A 24,636-nucleotide genomic window follows, 5' to 3' on the forward strand; every position below is an offset into this window, starting at 1 on the left:
AGGACGCGCGGCGGGCGGCTCGCGCGGGTCTCAGCCCTGCTTCGTCCCGGGCCCGGCCGCGGTGTCCGCGGACTCGGCCGGGATGTCCGCGGACGGGGCCGAGGTGCCCGCGGACGGGGCCGGGGCCTCGCGGTCCGGGACCTCCGTGAAATCGACCCTGTTCATGTGACGGCTCATGGACTTCATCAGGGCCCACACCGCCAGGGCCATCGCCGCGAAGACGATGAAGCCGAGGACACCGGGGGTCACCTTGTCCTCGTCCACCTCCTTGGCGAGGGCGGCGAGGTGCGTCATTGCCAGGCTTGCGCTTGCGCTCATGTCAGGCATTGTCTCGGATGCCCGCAAAGAGGTCGTCCTCGGGGAGGGAGGTATCGACGAGGGACTTCGCGAGCTCGTACTCCTCCGTCGGCCAGACCTCCCGCTGGAGGTCCATCGGGACGCGGAACCAGCCGCCGTCGGGGTCGATCTGCGTGGCGTGCGCGATCAGGGCCTTGTCCCGGATCTCGAAGAACTCGGCGCACGGGATGTACGTGGTGAGCGTGCGCTCGGTGCGCTGGAACTCGTCCCAGCGCTTGAGCCAGTCCCCGTAGGGGGACTCCAGGCCGCGATCCAGCATCGCCTGGTGCAGCGCCTCGGTGCGCGGACGGTTGAAGCCCTGGTTGTAGTAGAGCTTCCGCGGCTGGTAGGCCGGGCCGAACTCGGCCTCCGGGTACTTCTCGGTGTCCGCCGCGCCCTCGAACGCCACCATCGAGATCTTGTGGGTCATGATGTGGTCGGGGTGCGGGTAGCCGCCGTTCTCGTCGTACGTCGTGATCACCTGGGGACGGAACGAGCGGATCTTCCTCACCAGCGCACCGGCCGCCACGTCGACGTCCTCCAGGGCGAAGCAGCCCTCCGGCAGCGGCGGCAGCGGGTCGCCCTCGGGCAGGCCGGAGTCGACGAAGCCGAGCCACTCCTGCTTGACGCCGAGGATCTCGCGGGCCTCGTCCATCTCCTTCTTGCGTACCTCGTGGATGTGCTCCTCGATGTACGCGTCCCCCTGGAGCTTCGGATTGAGGATGGAGCCGCGCTCCCCGCCCGTGCAGGTGACCACCAGCACGTCCACCCCCTCGGACACGTACTTCGCCATGGTGGCCGCGCCCTTGCTCGACTCGTCGTCGGGGTGGGCGTGCACGGCCATCAGTCGCAGTTGGTCAGTCAAGACTCAATCCTTGTAGTCGGCGCCCGGTGTGAACGGGTGCGATTCATTGGGTGCCGTCCCGCGGGACGTCGGTCAGGGGCGGCGGTCGGGTGACGGACGGGGGGCTTCTATAGTGACCGAATCGGGGGGCGAATTGTTCCGGGGTCCGGCTCCGGGAACCCCTTCCGGGACCGCGGTCCCGCCCCTGCCGAGAGGACGATCATGAGTACGGCGAGCACCCGACCGCCCGAGGGCCGTTACAGCCGCTCCTCGGACGAGCGCGCCGACCACAAGCTCAAGATCGCCGGAGCCGTCCTCGGGGCCCTGCTGCTCGCCCTCGTCGGCTACTTCGCGTACCACTACGTGGGCCAGAACAAGATCAGCGCCCAGGTGATCACGTTCAAGCCCTTGAAGGACTCCGTCGAGGTGCACCTGGAGGTCCGCAAGGACGCCGGTGCGAGCGGCTACTGCACCGTGCGCTCCCAGGCGGAGAACGGCGCCGAGGTGGGCCGGGCCGACTTCCGCTTCGACGGGGAAGCCACCCGCATCGACAAGGTCGTCACCCTGCGCACGACGTCCCCCGGCACCACGGCCGAGCTCCTGGGCTGTCACGCGGACTGACCTCCCGCCAATACCGGGGCGGTGACCTGCGCCGAAGCGACTTCGACGGCTTATGTCCTCCCCCTTCCGTCCCCGAATTGTTAGGCTCGTGGTTTCGCCCTTCCATGAAGGAACATTCTTCTGGGTAGGGCGATGCTTTGTATTCCCAGTACCTACGAGGAGCACCTGTGACCCAGACCAGCGAGAACGTCACCTGGCTGACCCAGGAGGCGTACAACCAGCTCAAGGCCGAGCTGGAGTACCTGTCTGGTCCTGCGCGCACGGAGATCGCCGCCAAGATCGCGGCCGCGCGCGAGGAGGGCGACCTGCGCGAGAACGGCGGGTACCACGCGGCCAAGGAGGAGCAGGGCAAGCAGGAGCTCCGGGTGCGCCAGCTGACCCAGCTCCTGGACAACGCCAAGGTCGGCGAGGCGCCGACCTCGACGGACGGCGCGGTGGCGCCCGGCATGGTCGTGACGATCGCCTTCGACGGCGACGAGGACGACACGCTGACCTTCCTGCTCGCCTCGCGGGAATACGCGAGCTCCGACATCGAGACCTACTCGCCGCAGTCCCCGCTCGGCTCCGGCGTGATCGGTCACAAGGTCGGCGAGGACGCGCAGTACGAACTGCCGAACGGCAGGAAGGCGTCGGTCAAGATCCTCAAGGCCGAGCCGTACAGCGGCTGACCGCGACCGCCCTGGTGTCGACGGGCCCCCGGTGTCTCACGGCACCGGGGGCCTCGTCATGACCGGGTCGCGGTCATCCGTGGCACCTCACGCGTGGCGCCTCACGCCGTCGCGGACCGGTACTTGCGCACCGCCAGCGTTCTGAACACGACGATGATCAGGACCGAGTAGATCAGTGAGGCCCAGACCGGGTGCTGCATGGGCCAGGCGCCGGACTGCGACTGGCCCGGGTTGGCGAACAGGACGCGGCAGGCCTGGACCGTGGCGCTGAACGGGTTCCACTCGGCGATGTGACGCAGCCAGGGCGTCATGTTGCCCGAGTCCACGAACGCGTTCGAGAGGAACGTCACCGGGAAGAGCCAGATCAGTCCGCCGGACGTGGCCGCCTCGGGCGTGCGGACCGACAGGCCGATCAGGGCGCCGATCCAGGTGAAGGCATAACCGAGCAGGAGCAGCAGGCCGAAGGCGCCGAGGACCTTGCCGGCGTTGGTGTCGCCGTCCGATCCCATCCGCCAGCCGACCAGGAGGGCGACCACGGCGAGGACGAGGAGCGTCAGGGCCGTCTGCACCAGGTCCGCGAGGGTGCGCCCGGTCAGCACCGCTCCGCGGGCCATGGGCAGCGAGCGGAAACGGTCGATGAGGCCCTTGTGCATGTCGTCGGCGATTCCGGCGCCGGCGCCCGCGGTGGCGAACGTGACGGTCTGCGCGAAGATGCCGGCCATCAGGAAGTTCTTGTAGTCGGTGGAGCTGGTGCTGCCGCCGATCTGCATGGATCCGCCGAAGACGTAGCTGAACAGCACCACGAACATGATCGGCTGGATGAGTCCGAAGATCACCATCTCCGGGATCCGGGACATGCGGATCAGGTTGCGCTTGGCGACGACGAGCGAGTCGCGCACGGACTGGCCGAGGGGGTTGGCCGGAGCCACGGCCCTCGTCGTTCTGGTGACGGCGCTCACTCGGAGACCTCCTTCTTGGGCTGGGTGTCCGCCGGGCGCCGGGCGTCCGCCGCAGCCCCGTTCTCCTCGTCCCTGACCTCGGCGACATGGCCCGTCAGGGACAGGAAGACGTCGTCCAGGGTGGGGCGGCGCAGGCCGATGTCGTCGATCTCGATGCCGTGGACGTCCAGTTCCCGGATGACCTCGGCCAGGAGCTTCGCGCCGCCGGAGACCGGCACGGTGATCTTGCGCATGTGTTCCTCGACGGTGGTGTCGCCCTTGCCGAAGCCGCGCAGCACCTCCGAGGCCGTCGCGATGTGCTCCCGCTCGTGCACCACGACCTCGACGCGCTCGCCGCCGGTGCGGGCCTTGAGCTGGTCGGAGGTGCCGCGGGCGATGACACGGCCGTGGTCGACCACCGCGATGTCGTGGGCGAGGTGGTCGGCCTCTTCGAGGTACTGGGTGGTCAGCAGCAGCGTCGTACCGCCCAGGACCAGCTGTTTGATGACCTCCCACAGCTGCTGGCGGTTGCGCGGGTCGAGGCCGGTCGTCGGTTCGTCCATGAACATCACGGGCGGGGAGACGACCAGCGCCGCGGCCAGGTCGAGGCGGCGGCGCATACCGCCGGAGTAGGTCTTCGCCGGACGGTCGGCGGCGTCCGCGAGGTGGAACTGCTCCAGCAGCTCACCGGCCCGGACCTTGGCGGCCGCGGCCTTCATCTGGTAGAGCTGGCCGACCATCTGCAGGTTCTCGCGGCCGGTGAGGTATTCGTCGACCGCGGCGAACTGGCCGGAGAGGCCGATCGACCGCCGCACCTCGTTGGGCTGCTTGAGCACGTCGAGGCCGGCGACGACGGCCCGGCCGCTGTCGGGGCGCAGCAGGGTCGTCAGGCAGCGGACGGTGGTCGTCTTGCCCGCGCCGTTCGGTCCGAGCAGGCCGAGGACGGTGCCCTCGGGGACATCGAGGTCCACGCCGTCCAGGGCTCTGACGTCTCCGAAGGTCTTGACCAGACCTTCGGCATAGATGGCGCCTGGCATATGAGTCTCCACGTCGTCGGGGATAATTCGGGAAGCCTGGGTCGGTGCTTGCGTTGCGCTTGGATGGCTGAGTCGGCGAGTGCCACGGGACACACGGTAACGCGATGTATCGCGTCTCTCAACGGAATTACCGGATCGAGTGACGGAAAGGCCCTGAGCTGCGGTTCTGCCCCCGTGGAACGCCTCGGCCCAGCCTCAGCCGATGACCGTGTAACCCGCATCGCGCAGGGCCTGGCCGACTTCGGCGCAGTGGATCGGCCCCTTCGTCTCCAGGTGCAGCTCCACCTCCGCCTCCGTGAGCCCGAGCCGTGGATCGGTCCGTACGTGGCTCACATCGAGGACGTTAGCGTCCACCACTGACAACACCCCGAGAAGTGTCGCGAGGGCGCCCGGCCGGTCTGTCAGCCGCAGGCGTACGGCCAGGTAGCGGCCCTGCGCGGCCATGCCGTGGGTCAGGATGCGCTGGAGCAGCAGCGGGTCGACGTTGCCGCCGGACAGCAGCGCGACGACCGGTCCCTCGATCGAGCCGGGGTCACTCAGCAGCGCCGCGACCGGGCTCGCCCCGGCCGGTTCGACGACCTGCTTGGCCCGCTCCAGACACAGCAGCAACGCGGCGGACAGCTCGTCCTCCGTCACCGTGCGCACCTCGTCGACCAGGTCGCCGATGATGCCGAACGGCACGTCACCGGGCCGGCCGACCTTCATGCCGTCGGCCATCGTCGCCGGGTTCCCGATCGAGACCGGGCGCCCGGCCGCCAGTGAGGGCGGATACGCGGCGGCGCCCGCCGCCTGCACGCCCACGATCCGCACGTCCGGCCGCAGCGCCTTCACCGCGGTCGCGACACCGGCCGCGAGACCACCGCCGCCGATCCCGAGGACGATCGTGCGCACTTCCGGGCACTGCTCCAGGATCTCCAGGCCGACCGTGCCCTGACCGGCGATGACGTCCGGGTGGTCGAAGGGATGGATGAACACCGCGCCGGTCTCCCGCGCGTACTCCTGCGCGGCGGCCAGGGTCTCGTCCACGACCTGGCCGTGCAGCCGCACCTCGGCGCCGTACTCCCGGGTGGCGCTGATCTTCGGCAGCGGGGCGCCCTTCGGCATGAACACGGTCGAGCGGACCCCGAGCAGGGAGGACGCCAGCGCCACGCCCTGCGCGTGGTTGCCCGCGCTCGCCGCGACCACCCCCGCGGCCCGCTCCTCGGGCAGCAGACCGGCGATCCGGACGTAGGCGCCGCGCAGCTTGAACGATCCCGTCCGCTGGAGGTTCTCGCACTTGAAGTGCACCGGCGCTCCCACCAGCTGGGTGAGGTACCGGCTGCCCTCCATCGCGGTCACCCGCGCCACGCCCGAGAGCATCTTCTGCGCACCGCGCACGTCGTCGAGCGTGACCGGCGGCACGGACTGGGCCTCGCGGTAGTTCATGACTCAAGTCTCGCAGTTCACACGGGCGGGCCACCGCTGTGACCAACCTCCGAGACTGGTTTGCGCAGCGCCGGTACGGCCCGCGTCCCGGCCGCGTACCCTGTCCCCCAACCCAGCTCCCCCATTCATGAAGCGAGCCCCCGGCCATGCCCACAACACCTGAAATGTCGATGGACATGACGACCGTCGGTGACAGCGGTCTCCTCGACACGCTGCAGCACGAGGTGGCGGTGTTCGCCCGCCGTGCCGAACAGACCCGGCTCGGCGGGGTGGGGCAGGTGCGCAACTCCATGGACCGGGCCGCGTACCTGCTGCTCAACCGGCTGGACAAGGAAGGCCCGATGGGCGTCAAGGCGCTCGCCGCGAGCATGGGGATCGACTCGTCGACGGTCACCCGGCAGGTCGCTCCGCTCGTCGACACCGGGCTCGTCAAGCGGACCTCGCATCCCGAGGACGGGCGCGCCGTGGTGCTCCAGCTCTCCCCGCGCGGGCTGTCGCGGCTCGAGGAAGTGCGCTCGTCGAGGCGTCAGCTGATGGCCGAGCTGACACACGACTGGGCACCGGAGGAACGCGAGGCGTTCTGCACGCTCCTCACACGCTTCAACAGCGCGCTCTCCTCCCGGATGGCGCCCCAGGGCGTACCGGGCACGGAGCCGCCGGCCTCCTGAACGGCCCCGCCACGCGCGCGTGCCCTGCCGTTCTTGGTGGCCGGCCGTAGCCGGCTCCCGGCGGCGGGCGGTACTCGGCGCTTGCGCGGCTCTTGACCGACGGGCCGCTCCTGGCCTCAGATGAGACCGGGCCCTCGGTCCGCCGCGGCTCCGTACGCCGTACGCGCCACGCGCACACGGGGCTTGTCCGTGGCGCCCGTACGCGGCCGAGGCCCGTTGTTCCTCAGGATCTCCCTCAGGCGGGAGGCGCGGTGCGAGAACGGCATGCGGCCCGGGACGCCCGTCGGGCCCGGGAGTTCGACGCGTTCGTGGCGGGCGCGGCCGGGCGGCTGCTGCACGCCGCCACGCTCCTCACCGCCGAGGACCCGCGTGACAACCCGCGCGCGCGGCGCCTGTTGACGCCGGTCCTCGCCCATATGTACGCGTCCTGGGACCGGTTGCGCGGCGAGGACCCCTACGACCGGGCGCGCCAGTACCTGGCCACCCGCTTCGCCCGCGGGGCGTGGCACCGGTACGGCGCCCTCGGCCGGCCCCGCTCACGCCGCCCCGGCGCCCTGGCCCGCCTCAGCCCGCGGGAACGCCTGATCCTGGTCCTGCGCCTGTACGAGGGCGTCGCCGAGGAACAGGCGGCGGCACTGCTCGGCCTCTCCCCGGAACGCGTCCGCACGGTCTGCGACCGCGCGATCACGGTCCTTCTCCACCCGCCCCGGGGTCCGGCCCCCGTGACGACCGGCGCGAAGGTGGCACCGTCGTGACGCGGGCCGGCGAGGCGGGGCGGAGGCAGGTATGAGCGAGCCGCGGCGGGAGGCCGCCGTGCGGCGGATCCTGGAGGGGACGCCGGCGCCGGTGCCGCCGGAGCTGTACGCGCAGGCCGTGCGGCGCGGTGGCCGGATGCTGCGCCGCAGGAGGGCCGCCCGTCGGCTGATGTGGCTGCTGCTGTGGGGAGCGGCCGTGGCGTTCGTCGTGTGGGCGCTGATGGTCGAGCCCTGGGTGGAGCCGCCGTCCGAGACGACTCCACCGCTCACGGGCTGGTGAGCACGGGGTCCCTCGCGACGGCCTAGCCGAGCGCCTGACGCAGGTCCTCCAGGAGGTCCTCGACGTTCTCGATGCCCACGGAGAGGCGGACGAGATCGGCGGGCACCTCCAGCGCCGAGCCGATCACGGAGGCGTGCGTCATACGGCCCGGGTGTTCGATCAGGGACTCGACGCCGCCCAGGGACTCCCCGAGCGTGAACACCTTGGCACGGTTGCAGACCTCCACGGCCGCCTCCTCGCCGCCCTCGACCTGGAAGGAGACCATGCCGCCGAACGCGCGCATCTGCTTGGCGGCGATCTCGTGGCCGGGGTGCTCCGGCAGCCCCGGGTACAGCACCCGCGTCACGCGCGCGTGCCGGGTCAGCATGTCGGCGATCTTCGTGGCGTTCTCGCTGTGCCGGTCCATCCGCACCGACAGCGTCTTCGTGCCGCGCAGCACCAGCCAGGAGTCGAAGGGCCCGGCGACCGCGCCCATCGCGTTCTGGTGGTACGTCAGTTCCTCCCCCAGCTCCGGGTCGCTGACGATCAGCGCGCCGCCGACGACGTCCGAGTGGCCGCCCATGTACTTGGTCAGCGAGTGCACGACGACGTCCGCGCCGAGCGCCAGCGGCTGCTGGAGGTACGGCGTGGCGAAGGTGTTGTCGACGACGAGCCGGGCGCCCGCGTCATGGGCGACCTGGGCGACGGCGGCGATGTCGGTGATGCCGAGCAGCGGGTTGGAGGGGGTCTCCACCCACACGGCCTTGGTCTTCGGGGTGAGGGCGGCCCGTACGGCGGCGGGGTCGGCGGTGTCGGCGACCGACCACTCCACCCCCCACCGGGAGACGACCTTGGCGAACAGGCGGAACGTGCCGCCGTACGCGTCGTCGGGGATGACCACGTGGTCGCCGGGGCTGAGCAGCGTACGCAGCAGGCAGTCCTCGGCCGCCAGTCCGGACGCGAACGCGAGGCCTCGGCGACCGCCCTCCAGGGCGGCGAGGTTCTCCTCCAGTGCGGTGCGTGTCGGGTTGGCGCTGCGGCTGTATTCGTAACCGCCGCGCAGATTGCCGACGCCGTCCTGCTTGTAGGTCGAGACCTGGTAGATCGGCGGGACGACCGCGCCGGTGAGGGGATCCGCGGTGTTGCCCGCGTGGATCGCCAGGGTCTCGAAGTGCTGACTGATGTGCCTGTCGCTCATGGGCACCGAGGGTAGTGCGCCGACGCGGCGAATGCCGGACGGCGGGTCGGCGGCGGCAGCGGGCGGCGGCCGACGCGGGGCCGCGGGGTCCCGGCGCGGGGTTGTGCGGGCGGGGCCCCGGAGGCCGTGCGGGTACGGGGCCGGCGCAGGCCGTGGGGGCGGGGCCGGCGGAAGTTTTCCACAGGCTGTCGACCGGGTTGGCCAATTGTCGGCGGCGTCTGGAACCCTTGAGACATGGAAATTCTCTGGGTCCTGATGGCACTGGTCATGCTCGGCTTCGTGCTGCTCCCCTTCATGCGGCGCCGGCGCGGCATGATCGAGCAGGTGCATCCGGGCCATCCGGACGCCGCGGACCCCGCGCACTACGGGTTCGCGCAGCAGGAGGAGCTGGACATCCGGATGCCCGGCCCCGACCAGGACCTGCTGGACGTCCTGGACCTGGTGCAGCGCACCCAGGACCACCGCGCGGCCGCCCAGCTCCTGGCCGGCACCGGGAGCGAGGGCGAGCTGCGCTGGCAGCGCGTGCAGGCCTTCGCGGGCGCCGCCTCGCTGGAGCTGCGGCAGCGGCCCGGCGGGGTCAGCGAGACGCCGGGCGGCCAGTGGCTGCGGGTGTGGCGGACGGAGGCCCCCAAGGACGCGGGCGGCGCGGCGGTGCACGCGGAGTTCCTGGTCCAGCAGGCGTGGCGGACGTCGACGCCCGGCACGGACGAGTTCCGGATCATCATGGAGGAGGCCAGGGCGGCGTGCGACGACGCGGCGCTGCTGGCCCCCGGGGACCCGATCCCGTACATCATCGAGCTTTCGGTGGCGCGCGGACTGGCCTATCCCCGGGCGGAGTTCGAGCAGCTCTGGCTGAAGATCCTGGACCGGGCGCCGGACCACATGGGGGCGCACCTGGCCGCCCTCCACTACTGGTGCGAGAAGTGGCACGGCTCCCGCGAGCTGGCGTACGACTTCGCCGAAGCCGCCGCCGCCCGTGCTCCCCGGGGCTCACTCCTGGCCGCCATGCCGCTCTTCGCGGTCTTCGAGCACCTGCCCGAGGTGAACCTGGTCAGCGGCTTCTACCAGAGCGAGGTCGTGACGAAGGCGATGCACGGCGCGCTGTACGCCGTGCACTCCTCCCGCCCCGACGACCCGATGCTGGCGCACGTCCGCCACCTCCTGGTCTTCTTCCTGGTCCGCTCCGAGCGCTGGGCGGAGGCGATGAGCCAGCTCATACACGTCGACGGTCACGTCGGCGCCCTGCCCTGGACGCTGTCCGCCGACCCGGCCGCGGAGTTCGCGGTCTACCGGGCCCTGGCGGTCGCGGGCTACGAGGCGAACGGCGGCAGCCCGGCCACCCTGCCCCACTGAGGCGTCCGCGCACCGTCCCCCACCAGGCAGGTCTTGCCTCACCGGCGGTCATTCGGCCATACTCCGCCGTCACACCTGTGTTGGTCATGAGCACATCCCGTGCCTCCGCCGGCCAACCGGGCCTTCTCATCGTCTTCCGATCCTCGGATCTGTCCTGTGGGGGGACCTCTGCCCGATGGGCACGACTCTGCGCGCGCTGCGCGCCCTTTTGCTGCTCGCCGGCTTCTATCTGCTCGGCGTCGTGCTGCTGGCCCTGCTCGCCGGCGGCGACTACCTGCTGTACCGGCACGCTCCCGGCAGCGTCGCGGTCAAGCTGACCATCGTCTCCGTACTCCTGGCGATCCCGCTGGTACGCGGCCTGTTCATGCTGCGCACACCACGGGAGGAGGAAACGGCGGGACTGCCCGTCACGGAGACCGACGAACCCGAACTCTGGCGCACGGTACGGGAGATGGCCGACGAGGTCGGCACCCGTGCCCCGTCCCGCATCGTCCTGACGGCCGACGTGAACGCCGCCGTCGCCGAGGACGCCCGGCTGCTCGGCCTGCTGCCCGGGCCACGCCGCCTGTACCTCGGCGTACCCCTGATGCAGGGACTGTCCGAGGCGCAGCTGCGGGCGGTCCTCGCCCATGAACTGGGCCACTACTCGAACGCCGACACCCGCCTGGCCGCCCTCACCGTGCGCGGCCGTGCCCAGGTGCTGCGCACCATCACGCACTTCGAGCAGCGGGCCGGCAAGTCGGCGGCGCGCGAGCAGGCCCGGCAGGAGAAGAAGAACGCCAAGGCCCAGGCCAAGGGCAAGAAGGCCAAGGAGGTCGACACCGGCCACGCGGGCGTCACGTACCGCGTGATGGCGAAGATCTACGTGGCGTACGCCAAGCTGTACTTCCGCGCCACGCTCGCCGTCTCCCGGCGCCAGGAGTACGCCGCCGACGCCGCGGCCGCCCGGATCACCGGCCGGGACGCCACCGCGTCGGCCCTGCGCGAGATCCCCGTGCTGGACGCCGCGTTCGGGTTCTACATGGGCGGCTACGCCACCCTGGGCACGGACACGGGTCTGCTGCCGCCGCGCGGCGAGGTGTTCGGCGGTTTCGGCCGGATGCTGAGCGCCCGCCGCCTCGAACTGGCCGGGCTGCGCACCGGACTGCCCACCGAGTCCCGGTCACCGTACGACTCGCACCCGCCCATCGCCGACCGGGTGCGCCGCGTCGAGGAACTCCCCGACGACGGCCGCACGGACGAGGCCCCGGGCGCGGCCCTCGACCTCCTGTCCGCCCCCGGGCGGACCCTGGCGGCCCTGGAGGACGCGGTCCTGACGGACGACGTACGACGCTTCGGGCGCACCCGGGACTGGCAGGAACTCCTCGACCGCGCGATGGCCGAGTCGCTCGCCTCCAGCGGTACGCCCCTGCACGGGGCGTTCGCCGCGTACACCGAGGAGCAGCCGACGCTGCCCGCGCTGCTCACGCTCATCGAGGACGGGCAGCTGTGGCAGTTGGCGAAGCGGCTGCCCCTGTCGGACGAGGCGGCCGCCGCGAACGGCCGCGCCTTCCGCGAGTTCGTACGGCCCGCCCTGCACGCGTCGCTGACCACCATGGCCCTGGCCGAGCTCAGCGCCCGTTCCCTGGTGCGCTGGGAGTTCTCCTGGGAGCGGGCGGCGATCCCGCATCTGCCCCCCGCCGCCGACGGCACCGGCGCCGACCTCGACGCCGCGGTCGGCTCGGCGGTCGCCGACGTCCCCGACACCGCCCCGCTGCGGGCGCTGCTCACCCACCACGAGCGAAGCACCGAGGTCTGACGTGATCATCCTCTGGGTCGTCCTGGCCCTCATCGGACTCCCCCTGCTCGCCCTCGGCCTGTACTTCGCGAAGGCCATCGTCCAGGGCGCGGTCGAGGGCTGGCGCGGAGGCGGCGACGAGGACGGGGAGTACGAGCTGCCCGCCGCGGCCGCCGCCCTCGGCCTGCTGCCGCCCGAACGGCAGGACACGAAGTCGGCGGCGCCGGTCCCGGCCGTGCTCACCGCGGCGCTCGAAGCGGCCAGGGCCGGCGACTGGCAGCCGGCCGCGGCCCTGCTCGACGCGACGGCCGAGGCGCGCGACTGGGAGTACCGCGCCTTCCACACCGAACGGCTCGCGTCGCTCGCCGCCGAGGACGACTCCTGGCTGCTGGCCTGGGAGACCGCCCGCCCCGGCGACCCGGGCGCCGCGCTGCTGCGGGCCCGCAGCACGGTGCGCCTGGCGTGGGACATCCGGGGCGGCAAGCGGGCCAAGTACACCACCTCCGAGCAGTTCGAGGGCTTCCGCCGGATGCTGGCCCGCTCCCGCGAGGAGCACGTACGCGCGGTCGCGCTGGCCCCGGAGGGCGACCCGACCCCGTACATCGGCGAGATCTGGACGGGGCTGGGCCTCGGCTGCCCGCACTCCGAGATGGACCGGCTGTGGAAGGAGATCTCGCAACGCGCCCCGCACCACTACGAGGCGCACTTCTCCGCCCTGCAGTACTGGTGCGCCAAGTGGCGCGGATCCGAGGAACTGGCCCGCGCGTTCGCGGCGCGGGCCGCCGAGGACGCCCCTGCGGGCAGCCTGATGACGGCGTTCCCCCTGATCGCGCACTTCGAGCACGACGATTCCGACTCGGCGGACGGCGACCGTACGCCCGAGATGCGGGCCCTGGTCGACGCGGTCCTCACGGACGTGGCCGCCGCCGACCCGGCCCACCCGCGCCTGCCGGAGGTCCGCCACCTGCTGGCGTACTACCTGTGCCTCCAGGACCGGGACGAGACGGCCGTGGAACAGTTCCGCCTGGTGGACGGGTACGTCGGTGCCCTCCCGTGGCGCTACCGCGGCGACCCGGCGGGCGAGTTCTGCCGGATGCGGGACCTGAGCCTGGCGAACACGGACGAGCCGGTGCCGGGCTGACCGCGCCTTGCCCCACCACGGAGCTCCTGCTGCTTTGACCTTGACACAGTGAGAAGGCCTTCACTGGTTGCCGAGGAGGTGGTCTCGATGACCATGACAGGACGACAGGACGCGGATACGGCACGGGCGCTCCAGGGCCTGAAGGACGGCCGTTCGTCCGTGCGGCTGCGGGCGGCTCTGGCGGTCGGCACGACGCCGGATCCGCGCTTCGTCGACCCGCTCATCGAGCGCTGCGCGATCGAGCCCGAGTTCTTCGTCCGCGACATGCTGACCTGGGCGCTCACCCGCCACCCGGTGTCCGTGACGCTTCCCGGGCTGCTCCGCGAAGTCCGCTCGGAGCGAGCGCAGGCACGGAGCCAGGCGCTGCACACGCTGTCCAAGATCGGGGACCGGCGGGCGTGGCCGGCGATCACCCGGGCGCTCCTGTGCGACGCCGACGACGACGTGGCGCGGAGCGCCTGGCGGACCGCGGTCGTGCTCGTGCCGGAAGGCGAGGAGTCCGCGTTGGCCGCGGTGCTGGCGACGCAGCTCGGGCGCGGTGGGCGGGAGACGCAGCTCAGTCTCAGCCGGGCGCTGGTCGCACTGGGTGAGGTCGTTCTGCCGGCTCTGCGCGGCGCGGCGACGGCCCCCGACCGGGGCGTGCGCACGCACGCGCTCGCCACGGAAGGGCTGCTGCGCGACCCTGACGCCGGATTCGAGTGCGCGATCGAGGAGGCGAAGCGCGTCGTGGCCCTCGGCGGGTCCGGCCAGGAGGGATCGTAGGCGGTGTTGATCGGTGAGGTGGCGCGGCGGTCCGGAGTCAGTGCCCGCATGCTCAGGCACTACGAGTCGCTCGGCCTGTTGCGGCCCTCGGGCCGTACGGGTTCCGGCTATCGGGAGTACTCCGGCGAGGACATCCGGCGGATCTTCCACATCGAGAGCCTGAGGTCGCTGGGGCTGTCGCTGCGCGAGATCGGACGCGCGCTCGACGATCCCGGCTTCACGCCCTCGGTGCTCGTGGACGACCTCATCCGTCAGACACGCGAACGCATCGCGGCCGAGACGGAGCTGCTCACCCGGCTCCGCCGGATCGATGCCTCGGAACCCGCCGGCTGGGAGGACGTCCTCCAGGCCGTCGCGTTCCTCCAGGCGCTGGGGTCGAAGAGCGCCGCCGCGCGCCAGCGCGCGGCCCTTTCCTCCGTCGACGAGGTTCCGGTGCCGGTGGATGCTCTGGTCGAGGCGGTACTGAGGGAGTCGGAGCCGAACGTCGCCGGAGCCCTTCGATGGGCGCTGGCGCGGTCGGGCGAGGGCGGCACGGCACTGCTGGCGGAGGGCCTCGGCTCACCGGTGGCCGCGGTGCGGGAACGTGCCGTGCGGTCCCTGGCCGAGATGCCCGGTGGCGAGGCCACCGCCCGGCTGCGGGACGCCCTCGCGAACCCCGATGTCGTGGTCCGATGCCATGCGGCTCTGGCGCTCGGCACGCGTGGAGCCGCCGAGGTGATCCCGGTACTCGTCGACATGATCGTGGCGGGAAGGAACGACACCGATGCAGCCGATGCGCTGAGCATGCTGGCGAGCGACACCGCGACGGCGGATCAGATCGCCGCCGGGCTCGTCGGCCGCCTCGCCCACGACACCACCGAAGCACCCGCACGCGTACGGCTGGCCCAGGCGCTGGCGGACATCCCGGGGAGCACGGCATCAGCTGCCCTCGTGGAGCTGTCGCATGACGGGGACCGTGCCGTCGCGCTGACCGCGACGTACCTTCTCCGGCTCCGCGGCGCACGGTGACGGATCTCCGCCGGGGCTCCGCGTACGCGGCGCGAGGCTCCCGGACTTCTCACCGTCCGCCGAGGCCCGCGCAGGCAAGCGCGGCCGGCGCGGAGCCTCTGCCCGCCGGCCCCCGCCTTCCCGCCGGGCCGCCTCGCGGTCAGCCCTCGGAGCGGGCCGGCAGCCGCCACCCCGGGCGCGGGAAGTGGCAGGTGTAGCCGTCCGGGTAGCGCTGCAGGTAGTCCTGGTGCTCGGGCTCGGCCTCCCAGAAGGGGCCGACCGGCTCCACCTCGGTGACGACCTTGCCCGGCCACAGGCCGGAGGCGTCCACATCCGCGATGGTGTCCTCGGCGATCCGCTTCTGCTCGTCGTCCACGTAGTAGATCGCCGAGCGGTAGCTGAGGCCGATGTCGTTGCCCTGACGGTTCTTCGTGCTCGGGTCGTGGATCTGGAAGAAGAACTCCAGGATCGCCCGGAAGTCGGTCTTCGCGGGGTCGAAAAGGATCTCAATGGCCTCCGCGTGCGTGCCATGGTGACGGTACGTCGCGTTCGGCACGTCACCCCCGGTGTATCCCACCCGGGTCGCCGTCACGCCCGGAAGCCGGCGGATCAGCTCCTCCATCCCCCAGAAACATCCGCCCGCCAGCACGGCCCTCTGCGTCTGCGCAGCCATTGCGGTCCTCTCATATCTGTCAGCTCGCTCACTCGGGTTGCTCGGTCGCACATCACCGGCACACCCCTGCCCACGTTCCTCAACGCGTGAGGACTCCTGGCGATTCCGTGCCCGTCCGGCGGTGGGCATGTCGTCAGCCCGTCCGGAACCGGACGGCGAAACGGCGAGGGGCCCCGGAACACCCGGGGCCCCGACTGGTTCTGCCGGGCTCAGATCGTCGCCGCGTCGATCACGAACCGGTACCGCACATCGCTGTTGACCACTCGCTCGTACGCCTCGTTGATCTCGGAGGCGCCGATCAGTTCGATCTCCGCGCCGATGCCGTGCTCGGCGCAGAAGTCCAGCATCTCCTGGGTCTCCGCGATGCCCCCGATCATGGAACCGGCGAGGGTCTTGCCGCCGCCGATCACCGAGAAGAGGTTGAGGGAGACCGGCTCCTCGGGGGCGCCCACGTTCACCAGCGCGCCCTCCGTCTTCAGCAGCGCGAGGTAGGCGTCGAAGTCCAGCGGGGCCGACACCGTCGACACGATCAGGTCGAACGTACCGGCCAGCTCCCTGAAGGTGTTCTCGTCGCTGGTGGCGTAGAAGTGGTCGGCGCCCAGCTTCAGACCGTCGTCCTTCTTGCGCAGGGACTGCGACAGCACGCTCACCTCGGCGCCGAGCGCGTGGGCGATCTTCACGCCCATGTGGCCGAGGCCGCCCAAGCCGACGATCGCGACCTTCTTGCCGGGACCGGCGTTCCAGCGCTTCAGCGGGGAGTACAGGGTGATGCCGGCGCACAGGAGCGGCGCGGCCTCGTCGAGACCCAGCCCCTCGGGGATGCGGACGACGAAGTCCTCGTCGACGACGACCTTCTCCGAGTAGCCGCCGTAGGTCGGCTCACCGTCCTTGCCGACGCCGTTGTACGTCGGAACGTTGCCCTGGACGCAGTACTGCTCCCGGCCGGCCTTGCAGTTGTCGCACTCACGGCAGGAGTCGACCATGCAGCCGACGCCCACGCGGTCGCCGACCTTGAACTTCGTCACACCGGAGCCGACCTCGGAGACGATGCCCGCGATCTCGTGGCCCGGGACCATCGGGAAGATCGCCTCGCCCCAGCCCTCCCGGGCCTGGTGGATGTCGGAGTGGCAGATGCCCGCGAACTTGATGTCGATCAGCACATCGGACTCGCGGACCGCACGGCGCTCGATGGTGGTGCGCTCCAGCGGAGCCTTGGCGGTGGGCGCGGCGTACGCGGCAACAGTGGTCATACGGGGTTCTCCTTGCGGGGGTTTCGCGCCCGGCTTGCCTTCTTCCGGCCGGGCACGCTCTCCAGCCTGCCCGAACCTCGGGCATTCACCCAGGTCACGGCTTTGCGTACGTCTGCCGTTCGTACCACTGGCGGGGTCAGGATGGTGGGCGTACGACCGTTGATACTTGAGGCATGGACGAATACCCCGAATCCGCACCACCGGAGGCCGTCGGCGCGGCTCTGGACCGGCGTGCCGAGCTCAGCGAGTTCCTGCGCACCCGGCGGGCCCGGCTGAAGCCGGAGGACGTGGGGCTGCCGGACTTCGGCCGGCACCGGCGGGTGCCGGGGCTGCGGCGGGAGGAGCTGGCGCAGCTGGCCGGGGTGTCCGTGGCGTACTACACGCGCCTGGAGCAGGGCAACGGGCGGAACGTGTCCGCGGAGGTCCTCGACGCCATCGCCCGCGCGCTCAGGCTGACCGACGCCGAGCACGCGCACCTGACGCATCTGGCGAAGCCGAAGCAGCACAAGAAGAAGCCGGCCGCCCGCACCCAGCAGGTGCGGGGCGCCCTGCGCACGCTGCTGGACTCGATGGAGGGCTTTCCGGCGTACGTCGTGGGGCGGCGCTCGGACATCCTGGTGTGGAACCGGATGGCCGCCGCGGTCTTCGGCGACTGGGCGGAGCTGCCGCCGGCGGAGCGGAACTGGGCGCGGATGGTGTTCCTGCGGCCCGAGTACCGCGACCTGTTCGTGGACTGGGAGCAGAAGGCGATCGACATCGTCTGCACGCTGCGCATGGACGCCGGCTGCTATCCGGACGACCCGCGGCTCTCCGCCCTGGTGGGCGAGCTCTCCGTGAAGAGCGAGGAGTTCAGGCGGCTGTGGGCCACCCATGACGTCAAGGAGAAGAACCACGGGGTCAAGCGGTTGCGGCACCCGCTGGTCGGCGACCTCGACCTCGACTTCGAGTCGTTCGGTGTGGTCGGCGACCAGGACCAGATCCTGGTGACGTACCACGCCGAGCCGGGGTCGCCGTCGGCGCAGGCCCTGCGGTTGCTGGCGAGCTGGGGGACCGACGCGACCCGGGCGGGCACGACGGCGCCGTCGGCTTGAGAGCGGTCCGCGGGTGAGGGCCCGCCCGGACCGGTGGGTACCTGTTCCCGGGGACGGGCCCGTCCGGACCGGTGGGTCCCTGCCCCCGGGTTCGGGCCCGCCCGGACCGGTGAGTCCCTGCCCCCGGGTTCGGGCCCGTCCGGACCGGCGCCCCGGACAGTGGGCGCGCGCTTCCCGTCAGCCCCGGTGCGGCGGTGCCGCTCCCCAGTGCCACCGCGGTACCGGCTGCTCCGCCGGCGGTTTCGCGTCCGGGCCGGAGAAGTGGACGGCCAGGCGTGTGCCCCACTCGACGTAGGCGAGGAAGGCCGAGCGGAACTCGGCGTCCGCGGGCAGTTCCGCCTCGTCCGCCGCGTCCTGGATCAGGTCGACCCAACGGCGGCGCTGGGCCTCGGTGATGCCCCGGCCCATGTGCTTGGCCACCATGTGATCGTGCCCGCCCTGGACCTCGGAGTAGCCGGGCGGGCCGCCGAAGACCTCGGCGAGCCACAGGGCCACGTACTGGGCGTGCTCCGGGGCGAGCCCCTCGAACACCGGCGCCAGCACCTCGTCCCGCAGCACCTTGTCGTAGAAGACCGACGTCAGACGGGTGAAGGCGTCCGCGCCGCCCGCCCAGTCGTAGAGGGTCGGGGCCGCGGAGCCGGTGCCGCGGACCGCGGTCGGCTTGTAGTGGCGCATCTCCTGGATGCTGGGGACGTACGGGCCGATCTCGGCGAGGAAGTCGGCGAACAGCTCCGACTCGCGAAAGCCCTCCATGTGGTCCTCAGTCGAGGTCCACGTGATGCGCAGCACGAAGTGCTCGAAGTCGTCCTCGCAGCGCGCGAGTTCGTAGTCGACGCACTGGGGCGCCGCCGCCAGCCGGCCCGCGGCGCGGGTGTAGGCGGACAGGAACTCCGCCGACTGCTCCCCGGGAATGTGGTACCGGATGTACTCGACCGTCTGAGTCGTCATGGGCCCACACAACACGAGAGACCCGCCGGAGGCTGTGCCTCCGGCGGGCCTTTCGCTCACGGCCTACTCGGCGTCGTACGGGTTCACTACTTCCCGTAGTACGCGTTGTAGATCGAGATCGTCGACTTGTTGCCCTTCTTGTCGGCGATCTTGGCGTGGAAGGAGATGGCCTTCCCCTTCGCCGGGTTCTTCACGGTGATCTTGCCGCTCTTGACCTCGGTCTTCTTCCAGGTCTGGCCGTAGTCGTACGACACGTACACCGACAGGGACTTGAGGTTCGAGCCCTTGGCAGCGCCCTGGACGGTGACCGGGACCGACACCGTCTTGCCCGCCTCGACCTTGGAGTCCAGGCCGGTCTTGGCGTTGAAGCGGACCATGGAGGCCGGCAGCGTGACCGCGTCCGAGCCGGCCGGCTTCTTCGAGCGGAAGGTCCAGCTCGCGTCGATCCGGGTGGAGGCGGCGGCGACCTTGACGCTCCGCTTGACCGAGGTGGTCAGCCGGTACTCGGCGTCACCGGCCGGGACCTTGAACATCTCCCCGCCGAACAGCGGGTCGTCGTTGGTGGCGACCTTGGTGCCGTTGCGGTACAGCGACGTGGCGACCGACGTGAAGTCGGACGAACCGGCGTGCCCGGCCCCGTCGGCGAACAGCGGCACCCTGCCATAGAGGTCGTTGCCCTCGCGGAAGAGCCCGTAGTCGGCGTTCAGATGCGGGCCGAAGACCGCGGTGTTGAAGGTCTTCGTGTACTTCTGGCCCGCCTTGAAGGTTTGCGGGTCACCCAGCGTGTAGAACGCGTCGACGATCGGGAAGCCGTCCGCGTCCCTGCCGGCGTACTGCTCGAAGTCGAAGGACCACTGGATCTTGTCGGACGTCGAGAGGTACAGCGTGCGCGCACCCGGCAGCTTCTGCTCCACCGGGAAGCCCAGCACGACTTCCTCGGGGAACACGCCCCAGGTGACGAGCCCGCCGGTCTTGCCGGAGGCGGCGGCACCCATGTTGTTCTTCACCGCGGCGAGTTCGCCCGCCTTGAAGTGGCGGACCTTCTCGCCCTGGATCTTCTTGACCTTGGCGGTGGTGGCCACGTCGTACTCGGCGCTCGCGCCCTTGGTCCACTGGCCGTTCCAGGTCTGCGTGAGACCGGTGGCGACCTCCGCGCCCAGGTGGGCCATCCGCACGTCGGCGAAGGACTGGAGACCGAAGCCGATGCCGATGCCCGCGGGCTCGTAGAAGTAACTGACCATCGCGGCCGACGCCTTGGCCTGCGCGTCCGGCACCGTGATGTTCGCCGACTTGGCCTTGCGGGCGTCGATCGTCACCGTGGTGTCCTTGGTGACGCTCAGCTTCGGCTGGACCAGCCAGTCGAGGCCGCCCTCCAGGTTCACGAAGTCCTTCGCGATCCAGGCGTCCAGCAGGTAGGTGCCCTGGGGCACCCGCATCGTGGTGGTGCCGGAGCCGGTCGCCGGCACCTGGTACTGCCGGCCGTTGCCCAGGCCCGAGTAGCCGAGGAGCACGGTGTTGTGGCCGTCCGTCGGCTGCCCGTCACGGCCGATGTGCTTGACGGTGACGTCGTACGACTGCACCTCACGGTTGACCGCCGCGGCCGTGCGGACGCTCTGGCCGCCGCCGGTCGCCGTCACGTACGCGGAGTACGCGCCGTCGAGGGTGCCGCCCAGCTTGGTGTTGACGGTGACGTCCACGGACGCCTTGCCGCCCGCGGGGACGGTCACCTGGGTCGCGGCGAGCTTGAAGAAGCCCGCGGGAGCCGCCTGGCCCTTGGGGTTGCTGGCGGTCGCCGACAGGGTCAGCGTGACGTCCTTCGTACCGAGGTTGCGGTACGTCAGCGCCTTGGTGACCGGCTTGTCGTCGGTGTGCGGCCACTGCTGGGTGCCGAAACTCACCGACACCGGGTCGGCGATCACGGTCTGCTTGATGGCCTTGTCGACCTGGATACGGCCCGAACCCTGCTGGAACGGGGTGTACTTGCCGCCCTTGGTGGACGCGGTCAGCGCGCCCTTGAGTTCGGCGTACGTCCAGTCCGGGTGCTGCTGCTTGAGGATCGCCGCGGCGCCCGCGACGTGCGGGGTCGCCATCGACGTACCGGAGATGGACAGGTAGCCGGCCGGCTTCTCGCCGACCTCCTGCTCGATGGCGCTGCCCTTGGCGGACGCGGCCGTGATGTCCACGCCCGGCGCGGTGACGTCCGGCTTGACGGCGCCGTCACCGAGCCGCGGGCCCGTGCTGGAGAAGGAGGCGAGCAGGTCCTTGTCGTCGACGGCGCCGACGGTGAGCGCGGCGTCCGCGCTGCCCGGCGAACCGACCGACTCCGGGCCGGAGTTGCCCGCCGCGATGGCGAAGAGGATGCCCTTGTCGGCGGACAGCTTGTTGACCGCCGCCTCCAGCGGGTCCACCTCCGGCGTGTCCGTGCCGCCGAGGCTGAGGTTGACGATCTGGGCGCCCTCCGCGGCCGCCCACTCCATGCCGGCGAGGATGCCGGAGTCGTCGCCGGAGCCGGTGTCGTCGAGGACCTTGCCGTTGAGGACCTGGGCGCCGGGTGCGACACCCTTGTACGCGCCGCCGGACTTGGCGCCGGTGCCCGCCGCGATGGACGCGACGTGCGTGCCGTGGCCGACCTTGTCGGTGGTGTCGGCGGCCGCGGTGAAGTTCTTGGCCGCGATCACCTGGTTCTTCAGGTCCGGGTGGGTGGCGTCGACGCCCGTGTCCAGGACGGCGATCTTGACGCCCTTGCCGTCGTAGCCGGCGGCCCACGCCTTGGGGGCGCCGATCTGCGGCACGGACTTGTCGAGGCTGGCCTTGCGGACACCGTCGAGCCAGATGTGCGCGACGCCGGAGGCCGCCTTGTCGCCGTTGGTGACCGCGTCCCACAGTTCGGGCGCATCCGCGTGCGGGGTCTGTACGGCGTCCGCGTTCAGGGACGTCAAGGTCCGGCGCAGGGTGCCCGCGTCGCGGACGTCGGCCTTGGTGGCGGCGGCGGCTCCCTTGTAGCCGACGATGACCTTCAGGCCGTTCTTCTGGGAGGCGCGGGTCGCCGACTTGTTGAGCTCGGTGATGTCGAAGAGCCGCTGGTCGAGCTTGCCGGTGGAGACCAGACGGGCCGCGTCGGCCGGTATCACCAGCGTGTGCCCGTCGGTCTTGCGGACCTGGACGGGTATGTGTTCGCGTCCCTTCGCCCGCTCCAGGCCGACGACTCGGCCCTTGGAGTCGACGGAGACGCGGTCACCCGTGATGAGGGTGATGCGGTGGTGGGACGAGAGCTGGGCAGCGCCGGTCGTGCGCTGCTCGGGCTTCGCCGACGCCGGGCTGGTCATGCCCGCGGCGAGGGCGACGGCGGCGGCCGTGGCGACGGCGGCCGCGCCCGCTCTTTTCAGTTGTCTGCGCAAGTTTCCCCCTTGAGAAGGACCGGGCGAATTCCCCGATTCGCCCGGGCGGGGGCAATCTCGCACGCATACGCGTACACCCCCCGGAACACGCAGTATGCCGGGGGGTGATCAGCCACCTCAATAGACAGGTGCCTGACACAAAGGGTCTGTTACACGATCGTCGGGTAAGCGCGTGTCCTCGGCCACAAGGATCGCGCCGAGGGGCAACGCGCCTGCTACGGGACGGCGTTCTCCTTGACCGTGATCTTCCCCTTGCGGATGGTCGCCAGGCGCGGGGCCTTCTTCGCGATCGAGGAGTCGTGGGTGACCATGATGAAGGTCAGCCCGAGCTCCTTCCACATGCGTTCGAGCACGTCCATGATCTCGTCGCGCATCGACTCGTCGAGGTTTCCGGTGGGTTCGTCGGCGAGCAGCACCCTCGGCTCCTTGACCAACGCCCGCGCGATGGCGACCCGCTGCTGCTGGCCGCCGGACATCTCGCCGGGCAGGTGCCCGAGCCGCTCGCCGAGCCCGACCGACGTGAGCGCCTCGGCGGCCCGCTCGCGCCGCTCCCTCCCCTTCACACCGAGCGGTACGAGGGCGGTCTCGACGTTCTCCTGCGCGGTGAGCGTCGGGATCAGGTTGAAGCTCTGGAAGACGAAGCCGATCTTCTCGCTGCGTACCTTCGTCAGCCGGGCCTCGGACAGCCCGGCCATGTCCGTGCCGTCCAGGACGACTTCGCCGGAGGTGGGCCGGTCGAGTCCGCCGAGCATCTGGAGGAGGGTGGACTTGCCGCCGCCGGTGGGGCCCTGGATGACGAGCCGGTCGCCGTCGGCGATGGTCAGGTCGACGCCGGCGAGGGCGTCGACGGTCTCCTTGCCGCGGGTGTAGCGCTTGGTGACGTCTTTGAGTGCGTACATGGTGGGTGGCTCCTGGGTGGGGTTCGGGGTGGTGCGGATCGGTTGCGGCCGCGGGTCCGTGGGGGCCGTCGTGCGGTTGTCCGCGCCCCTTGCAGGTGAGAGCGGTCCCCCGGCCGGCGGGGGCCGCTACTCGACTCGGCGCAGCGCGTCAGCCGGCCGCAGCCGGGAAGCCCGCCAGCCGCCGAACGCACCGGCGATCAGCCCGCCCGCCACCGCGAGTCCCACCGCGACACCGATGGTCGTCACACTGACCGGCGCGGTGAGCGCGACGTCGAGCGTCCTGGCCGCGGCCTGCCGTCCCCCGCCGAAGCCGCCGCCCCCGCCGCCCGGACCGCCCGCTCCCGTGCCGGTCCCGCCACCGAGCTGGGCCTGCAGGGTCGGGCTGATCGCGGTCACGAGGTACGCCCCCGCCAGCCCGAGCGCGATCCCCAGCGCACCGCCGACCAGCCCGTTGACCATCGCCTCACCGACCACCTGCCGGGTCACCCGCCCCGACGTCCACCCCAGTGCCTTCAGCGTGCCGAACTCCCGCACCCGCCGCGACACCGCCGACGACGTCAGCAGGCCGGCCACCAGGAACGCGGCGACGAGCACCGCGATCGACAGCCACTTGCCGACGCTGGTGGCGAGGGAGGAGGCCGTGGAGAGGGAGCCGGACACGGTGTCCGCGAGGTCGGCGGAGGTCGTCACCGTCGTGCCCGAGATGTTCTTCTGGATCGTGGACTTGACGCTGTCGATCTTCTGCGAGTCGGTCGCCCGGACGTAGATCGTGGTGACCTTGTTCTTCGAGTCGCTGAGCGTCTGCGCCTGCTGGAGCGGGATGTAGACGTTGGCGGCCGGGTCACCGCTGTCGGCGGTCGCGATGCCGATGACCTTGTACGTGACGCTCTTGATGGTGACCGTGGAGCCGACCTTGAGCTTCTTCTCCTTGGCGTACGCCGAGTCGACGACGGCGACCTCGGCGTCGGTCTCCGCGGCCTGGAACGTACGACCGCTGGTGATCTCGGAGGAGGTCAGCGGGCCGAGGGCCGGCTCGGTGACGTCGGTGCCGTAGACGGAGTAGTTGTTGACGTCGAAGTCGGCGCCGCCGCCCTGCACTTCGCCCTGCGGCTGGCCGCCCGTGCCGCCGTTCTGGCCGGGAGCGGCGCCCTGCTGGTCGCCGCTCTCGCCGTCCTGCTGGACCTGGCCGCGGGTGAACTGGCCGCTGACCTTGATGACTTGGAGGCTCAGTCCGCCGACCGCGTCCGAGACGCCGTTCTGCTCGCCGACCTTGGTGACGGTCGACGTCGACAGGGTCTGGAAGCCCTGGACCATCACGCGGTCGGTGCTCTGCTCCGCGTCGGAGCCGTCCTCCCGCGCGTCGAACTCGAAGCGCGGACGCCCGGAGGCGCTCGACTGCGGCTGGGCCGCCTTGGTGACCGTCATGTCCGTGCCCAGGCCGTACAGCGACTGGAGGACCTTGTCCTGCGCTTTCCCCATGCCGGACGACACGGAGGTGACCACGATGACCAGCGCGATGCCCAGCGCGAGGCCGGAGGCGACGACGAGGGCCGCTTTTCTGCGGCGGCGCAGCTCGCGCCTCAGATAGGTGAAGAACATGGCCGCAAG

The 24,636-nt window shown here is 71.1% G+C and carries 23 protein-coding genes; 11 read left to right on the forward strand and 12 right to left on the reverse strand.

Annotated features, from left to right (window positions below; all coding sequences use genetic code 11):
* Positions 1 to 30 precede the first annotated feature (30 nt).
* Both ACWD0J_RS22550 and mca read right to left on the reverse strand, forming a co-directional pair.
* Positions 31 to 327 (reverse strand): hypothetical protein, encoded by a 297-nt coding sequence (locus ACWD0J_RS22550; RefSeq protein ID WP_451497595.1) that lies wholly within the window; start codon positions 325 to 327, stop codon positions 31 to 33.
* A complete protein-coding gene (gene mca, locus ACWD0J_RS22555; RefSeq protein ID WP_451497596.1) occupies positions 320 to 1,201 on the reverse strand; it encodes a mycothiol conjugate amidase Mca in 882 nt (293 codons plus the stop codon). Before mca ends, ACWD0J_RS22550 begins: the two co-directional genes overlap by 8 nt.
* 201 nt (positions 1,202 to 1,402) lie before the next feature.
* Here mca and ACWD0J_RS22560 point away from each other — a divergent pair, with 201 nt between their 5' ends.
* Both ACWD0J_RS22560 and greA read left to right on the forward strand, forming a co-directional pair.
* A complete protein-coding gene (locus ACWD0J_RS22560) occupies positions 1,403 to 1,801 on the forward strand; it encodes a DUF4307 domain-containing protein (protein ID WP_451497597.1) in 399 nt (132 codons plus the stop codon).
* 167 nt (positions 1,802 to 1,968) lie between these two features.
* The gene (gene greA, locus ACWD0J_RS22565) at positions 1,969 to 2,469 is read left to right on the forward strand and encodes a transcription elongation factor GreA (RefSeq protein WP_451497598.1); all 501 of its coding nucleotides are present in this window, start codon (positions 1,969 to 1,971) and stop codon (positions 2,467 to 2,469) included.
* A gap of 101 nt (positions 2,470 to 2,570) precedes the next feature.
* On the opposite strand, the gene ACWD0J_RS22570 is transcribed toward greA, so the two are convergent.
* The 3 genes from ACWD0J_RS22570 to ilvA all read right to left on the reverse strand — a co-directional run bounded on the left by ACWD0J_RS22570 (position 2,571) and on the right by ilvA (position 5,869).
* Positions 2,571 to 3,428: an ABC transporter permease gene (locus ACWD0J_RS22570; RefSeq protein ID WP_451497599.1), complete on the reverse strand. Its 858-nt coding sequence runs from the start codon at positions 3,426 to 3,428 to the stop codon at positions 2,571 to 2,573.
* A complete protein-coding gene (locus tag ACWD0J_RS22575; protein WP_451497600.1) occupies positions 3,425 to 4,444 on the reverse strand; it encodes an ATP-binding cassette domain-containing protein in 1,020 nt (339 codons plus the stop codon). The genes ACWD0J_RS22570 and ACWD0J_RS22575 overlap by 4 nt, the downstream gene beginning before the upstream one ends.
* Before the next feature lie 195 nt (positions 4,445 to 4,639).
* A complete protein-coding gene (gene ilvA, locus ACWD0J_RS22580) occupies positions 4,640 to 5,869 on the reverse strand; it encodes a threonine ammonia-lyase (RefSeq protein WP_451497601.1) in 1,230 nt (409 codons plus the stop codon).
* A 164-nt stretch (positions 5,870 to 6,033) separates the two neighbouring features.
* Here ilvA and ACWD0J_RS22585 point away from each other — a divergent pair, with 164 nt between their 5' ends.
* From ACWD0J_RS22585 to ACWD0J_RS22595, 3 genes are all read left to right on the forward strand, one after another.
* Positions 6,034 to 6,537 (forward strand): MarR family winged helix-turn-helix transcriptional regulator, encoded by a 504-nt coding sequence (locus ACWD0J_RS22585; RefSeq protein WP_451497602.1) that lies wholly within the window; start codon positions 6,034 to 6,036, stop codon positions 6,535 to 6,537.
* Positions 6,538 to 6,788: 251 nt separating this feature from the next.
* Positions 6,789 to 7,292 (forward strand): sigma factor-like helix-turn-helix DNA-binding protein, encoded by a 504-nt coding sequence (locus ACWD0J_RS22590; protein ID WP_451497603.1) that lies wholly within the window; start codon positions 6,789 to 6,791, stop codon positions 7,290 to 7,292.
* A gap of 31 nt (positions 7,293 to 7,323) precedes the next feature.
* The gene (locus ACWD0J_RS22595) at positions 7,324 to 7,572 is read left to right on the forward strand and encodes a hypothetical protein (protein ID WP_451497604.1); all 249 of its coding nucleotides are present in this window, start codon (positions 7,324 to 7,326) and stop codon (positions 7,570 to 7,572) included.
* 22 nt (positions 7,573 to 7,594) lie between these two features.
* On the opposite strand, the gene ACWD0J_RS22600 is transcribed toward ACWD0J_RS22595, so the two are convergent.
* A complete protein-coding gene (locus ACWD0J_RS22600; RefSeq protein ID WP_451497605.1) occupies positions 7,595 to 8,749 on the reverse strand; it encodes a cystathionine gamma-synthase in 1,155 nt (384 codons plus the stop codon).
* A 234-nt stretch (positions 8,750 to 8,983) separates the two neighbouring features.
* On the opposite strand from ACWD0J_RS22600, the gene ACWD0J_RS22605 reads away from it, so the two are divergent.
* From ACWD0J_RS22605 to ACWD0J_RS22625, 5 genes are all read left to right on the forward strand, one after another.
* A complete protein-coding gene (locus tag ACWD0J_RS22605; RefSeq protein WP_451497606.1) occupies positions 8,984 to 10,102 on the forward strand; it encodes a hypothetical protein in 1,119 nt (372 codons plus the stop codon).
* A 175-nt stretch (positions 10,103 to 10,277) separates the two neighbouring features.
* Positions 10,278 to 11,900: a M48 family metalloprotease gene (locus ACWD0J_RS22610; protein ID WP_451497607.1), complete on the forward strand. Its 1,623-nt coding sequence runs from the start codon at positions 10,278 to 10,280 to the stop codon at positions 11,898 to 11,900.
* A gap of 1 nt (position 11,901) precedes the next feature.
* The gene (locus ACWD0J_RS22615) at positions 11,902 to 13,020 is read left to right on the forward strand and encodes a hypothetical protein (RefSeq protein WP_451497608.1); all 1,119 of its coding nucleotides are present in this window, start codon (positions 11,902 to 11,904) and stop codon (positions 13,018 to 13,020) included.
* Positions 13,021 to 13,107: 87 nt separating this feature from the next.
* Positions 13,108 to 13,782 carry a HEAT repeat domain-containing protein gene (locus tag ACWD0J_RS22620; protein WP_451497609.1) on the forward strand — a complete coding sequence of 225 codons (675 nt, stop codon included), beginning with the start codon at positions 13,108 to 13,110 and terminating at the stop codon, positions 13,780 to 13,782.
* A gap of 3 nt (positions 13,783 to 13,785) precedes the next feature.
* Positions 13,786 to 14,790 carry a MerR family transcriptional regulator gene (locus tag ACWD0J_RS22625; protein ID WP_451497610.1) on the forward strand — a complete coding sequence of 335 codons (1,005 nt, stop codon included), beginning with the start codon at positions 13,786 to 13,788 and terminating at the stop codon, positions 14,788 to 14,790.
* Positions 14,791 to 14,929: 139 nt separating this feature from the next.
* On the opposite strand, the gene msrA is transcribed toward ACWD0J_RS22625, so the two are convergent.
* Positions 14,930 to 15,442 (reverse strand): peptide-methionine (S)-S-oxide reductase MsrA, encoded by a 513-nt coding sequence (gene msrA / locus ACWD0J_RS22630; protein WP_451497611.1) that lies wholly within the window; start codon positions 15,440 to 15,442, stop codon positions 14,930 to 14,932.
* A gap of 209 nt (positions 15,443 to 15,651) precedes the next feature.
* Complete coding sequence (locus ACWD0J_RS22635; protein WP_451497612.1) at positions 15,652 to 16,692, reverse strand: NAD(P)-dependent alcohol dehydrogenase; 1,041 nt, start codon at positions 16,690 to 16,692, stop codon at positions 15,652 to 15,654.
* A gap of 173 nt (positions 16,693 to 16,865) precedes the next feature.
* Here ACWD0J_RS22635 and ACWD0J_RS22640 point away from each other — a divergent pair, with 173 nt between their 5' ends.
* On the forward strand, positions 16,866 to 17,783 hold the full coding sequence (locus ACWD0J_RS22640; RefSeq protein ID WP_451497613.1) for a helix-turn-helix domain-containing protein: 918 nt from the start codon (positions 16,866 to 16,868) through the stop codon (positions 17,781 to 17,783).
* Positions 17,784 to 17,960: 177 nt separating this feature from the next.
* Here the strand turns inward: ACWD0J_RS22640 and ACWD0J_RS22645 are convergent, their stop codons facing one another.
* The 4 genes from ACWD0J_RS22645 to ACWD0J_RS22660 all read right to left on the reverse strand — a co-directional run bounded on the left by ACWD0J_RS22645 (position 17,961) and on the right by ACWD0J_RS22660 (position 24,627).
* On the reverse strand, positions 17,961 to 18,731 hold the full coding sequence (locus ACWD0J_RS22645) for a globin domain-containing protein (protein ID WP_451497614.1): 771 nt from the start codon (positions 18,729 to 18,731) through the stop codon (positions 17,961 to 17,963).
* A gap of 86 nt (positions 18,732 to 18,817) precedes the next feature.
* A complete protein-coding gene (locus ACWD0J_RS22650; RefSeq protein WP_451497630.1) occupies positions 18,818 to 22,057 on the reverse strand; it encodes a S8 family peptidase in 3,240 nt (1,079 codons plus the stop codon).
* 287 nt (positions 22,058 to 22,344) lie between these two features.
* Positions 22,345 to 23,028, reverse strand: coding sequence for an ABC transporter ATP-binding protein (locus ACWD0J_RS22655; protein WP_451497615.1), 684 nt, complete (start codon positions 23,026 to 23,028; stop codon positions 22,345 to 22,347).
* 126 nt (positions 23,029 to 23,154) lie between these two features.
* Positions 23,155 to 24,627 (reverse strand): ABC transporter permease, encoded by a 1,473-nt coding sequence (locus ACWD0J_RS22660; RefSeq protein ID WP_451497616.1) that lies wholly within the window; start codon positions 24,625 to 24,627, stop codon positions 23,155 to 23,157.
* Between the last annotated feature and the right edge of the window lie 9 nt (positions 24,628 to 24,636).

Source organism: Streptomyces sp. NPDC003011 (genome assembly GCF_053591515.1).

Bases quoted from the DNA above. Each gene is read 5' to 3' on its own strand.
- ilvA (WP_451497601.1), bottom strand. From the start codon at position 5,869: ATGAACTACCGCGAGGCCCAGTCCGTGCCGCCGGTCACGCTCGACGAC.
- ACWD0J_RS22575 (WP_451497600.1), bottom strand. From the start codon at position 4,444: ATGCCAGGCGCCATCTATGCCGAAGGTCTGGTCAAGACCTTCGGAGAC.
- ACWD0J_RS22600 (WP_451497605.1), bottom strand. From the start codon at position 8,749: ATGAGCGACAGGCACATCAGTCAGCACTTCGAGACCCTGGCGATCCAC.
- ACWD0J_RS22655 (WP_451497615.1), bottom strand. From the start codon at position 23,028: ATGTACGCACTCAAAGACGTCACCAAGCGCTACACCCGCGGCAAGGAG.
- ACWD0J_RS22620 (WP_451497609.1), top strand. From the start codon at position 13,108: ATGACCATGACAGGACGACAGGACGCGGATACGGCACGGGCGCTCCAG.
- ACWD0J_RS22650 (WP_451497630.1), bottom strand. From the start codon at position 22,057: ATGACCAGCCCGGCGTCGGCGAAGCCCGAGCAGCGCACGACCGGCGCT.
- ACWD0J_RS22560 (WP_451497597.1), top strand. From the start codon at position 1,403: ATGAGTACGGCGAGCACCCGACCGCCCGAGGGCCGTTACAGCCGCTCC.
- ACWD0J_RS22635 (WP_451497612.1), bottom strand. From the start codon at position 16,692: ATGACCACTGTTGCCGCGTACGCCGCGCCCACCGCCAAGGCTCCGCTG.
- msrA (WP_451497611.1), bottom strand. From the start codon at position 15,442: ATGGCTGCGCAGACGCAGAGGGCCGTGCTGGCGGGCGGATGTTTCTGG.
- ACWD0J_RS22610 (WP_451497607.1), top strand. From the start codon at position 10,278: ATGGGCACGACTCTGCGCGCGCTGCGCGCCCTTTTGCTGCTCGCCGGC.
- ACWD0J_RS22585 (WP_451497602.1), top strand. From the start codon at position 6,034: ATGTCGATGGACATGACGACCGTCGGTGACAGCGGTCTCCTCGACACG.
- ACWD0J_RS22550 (WP_451497595.1), bottom strand. From the start codon at position 327: ATGCCTGACATGAGCGCAAGCGCAAGCCTGGCAATGACGCACCTCGCC.
- ACWD0J_RS22645 (WP_451497614.1), bottom strand. From the start codon at position 18,731: ATGACGACTCAGACGGTCGAGTACATCCGGTACCACATTCCCGGGGAG.
- ACWD0J_RS22605 (WP_451497606.1), top strand. From the start codon at position 8,984: ATGGAAATTCTCTGGGTCCTGATGGCACTGGTCATGCTCGGCTTCGTG.
- ACWD0J_RS22595 (WP_451497604.1), top strand. From the start codon at position 7,324: ATGAGCGAGCCGCGGCGGGAGGCCGCCGTGCGGCGGATCCTGGAGGGG.
- ACWD0J_RS22640 (WP_451497613.1), top strand. From the start codon at position 16,866: ATGGACGAATACCCCGAATCCGCACCACCGGAGGCCGTCGGCGCGGCT.
- ACWD0J_RS22660 (WP_451497616.1), bottom strand. From the start codon at position 24,627: ATGTTCTTCACCTATCTGAGGCGCGAGCTGCGCCGCCGCAGAAAAGCG.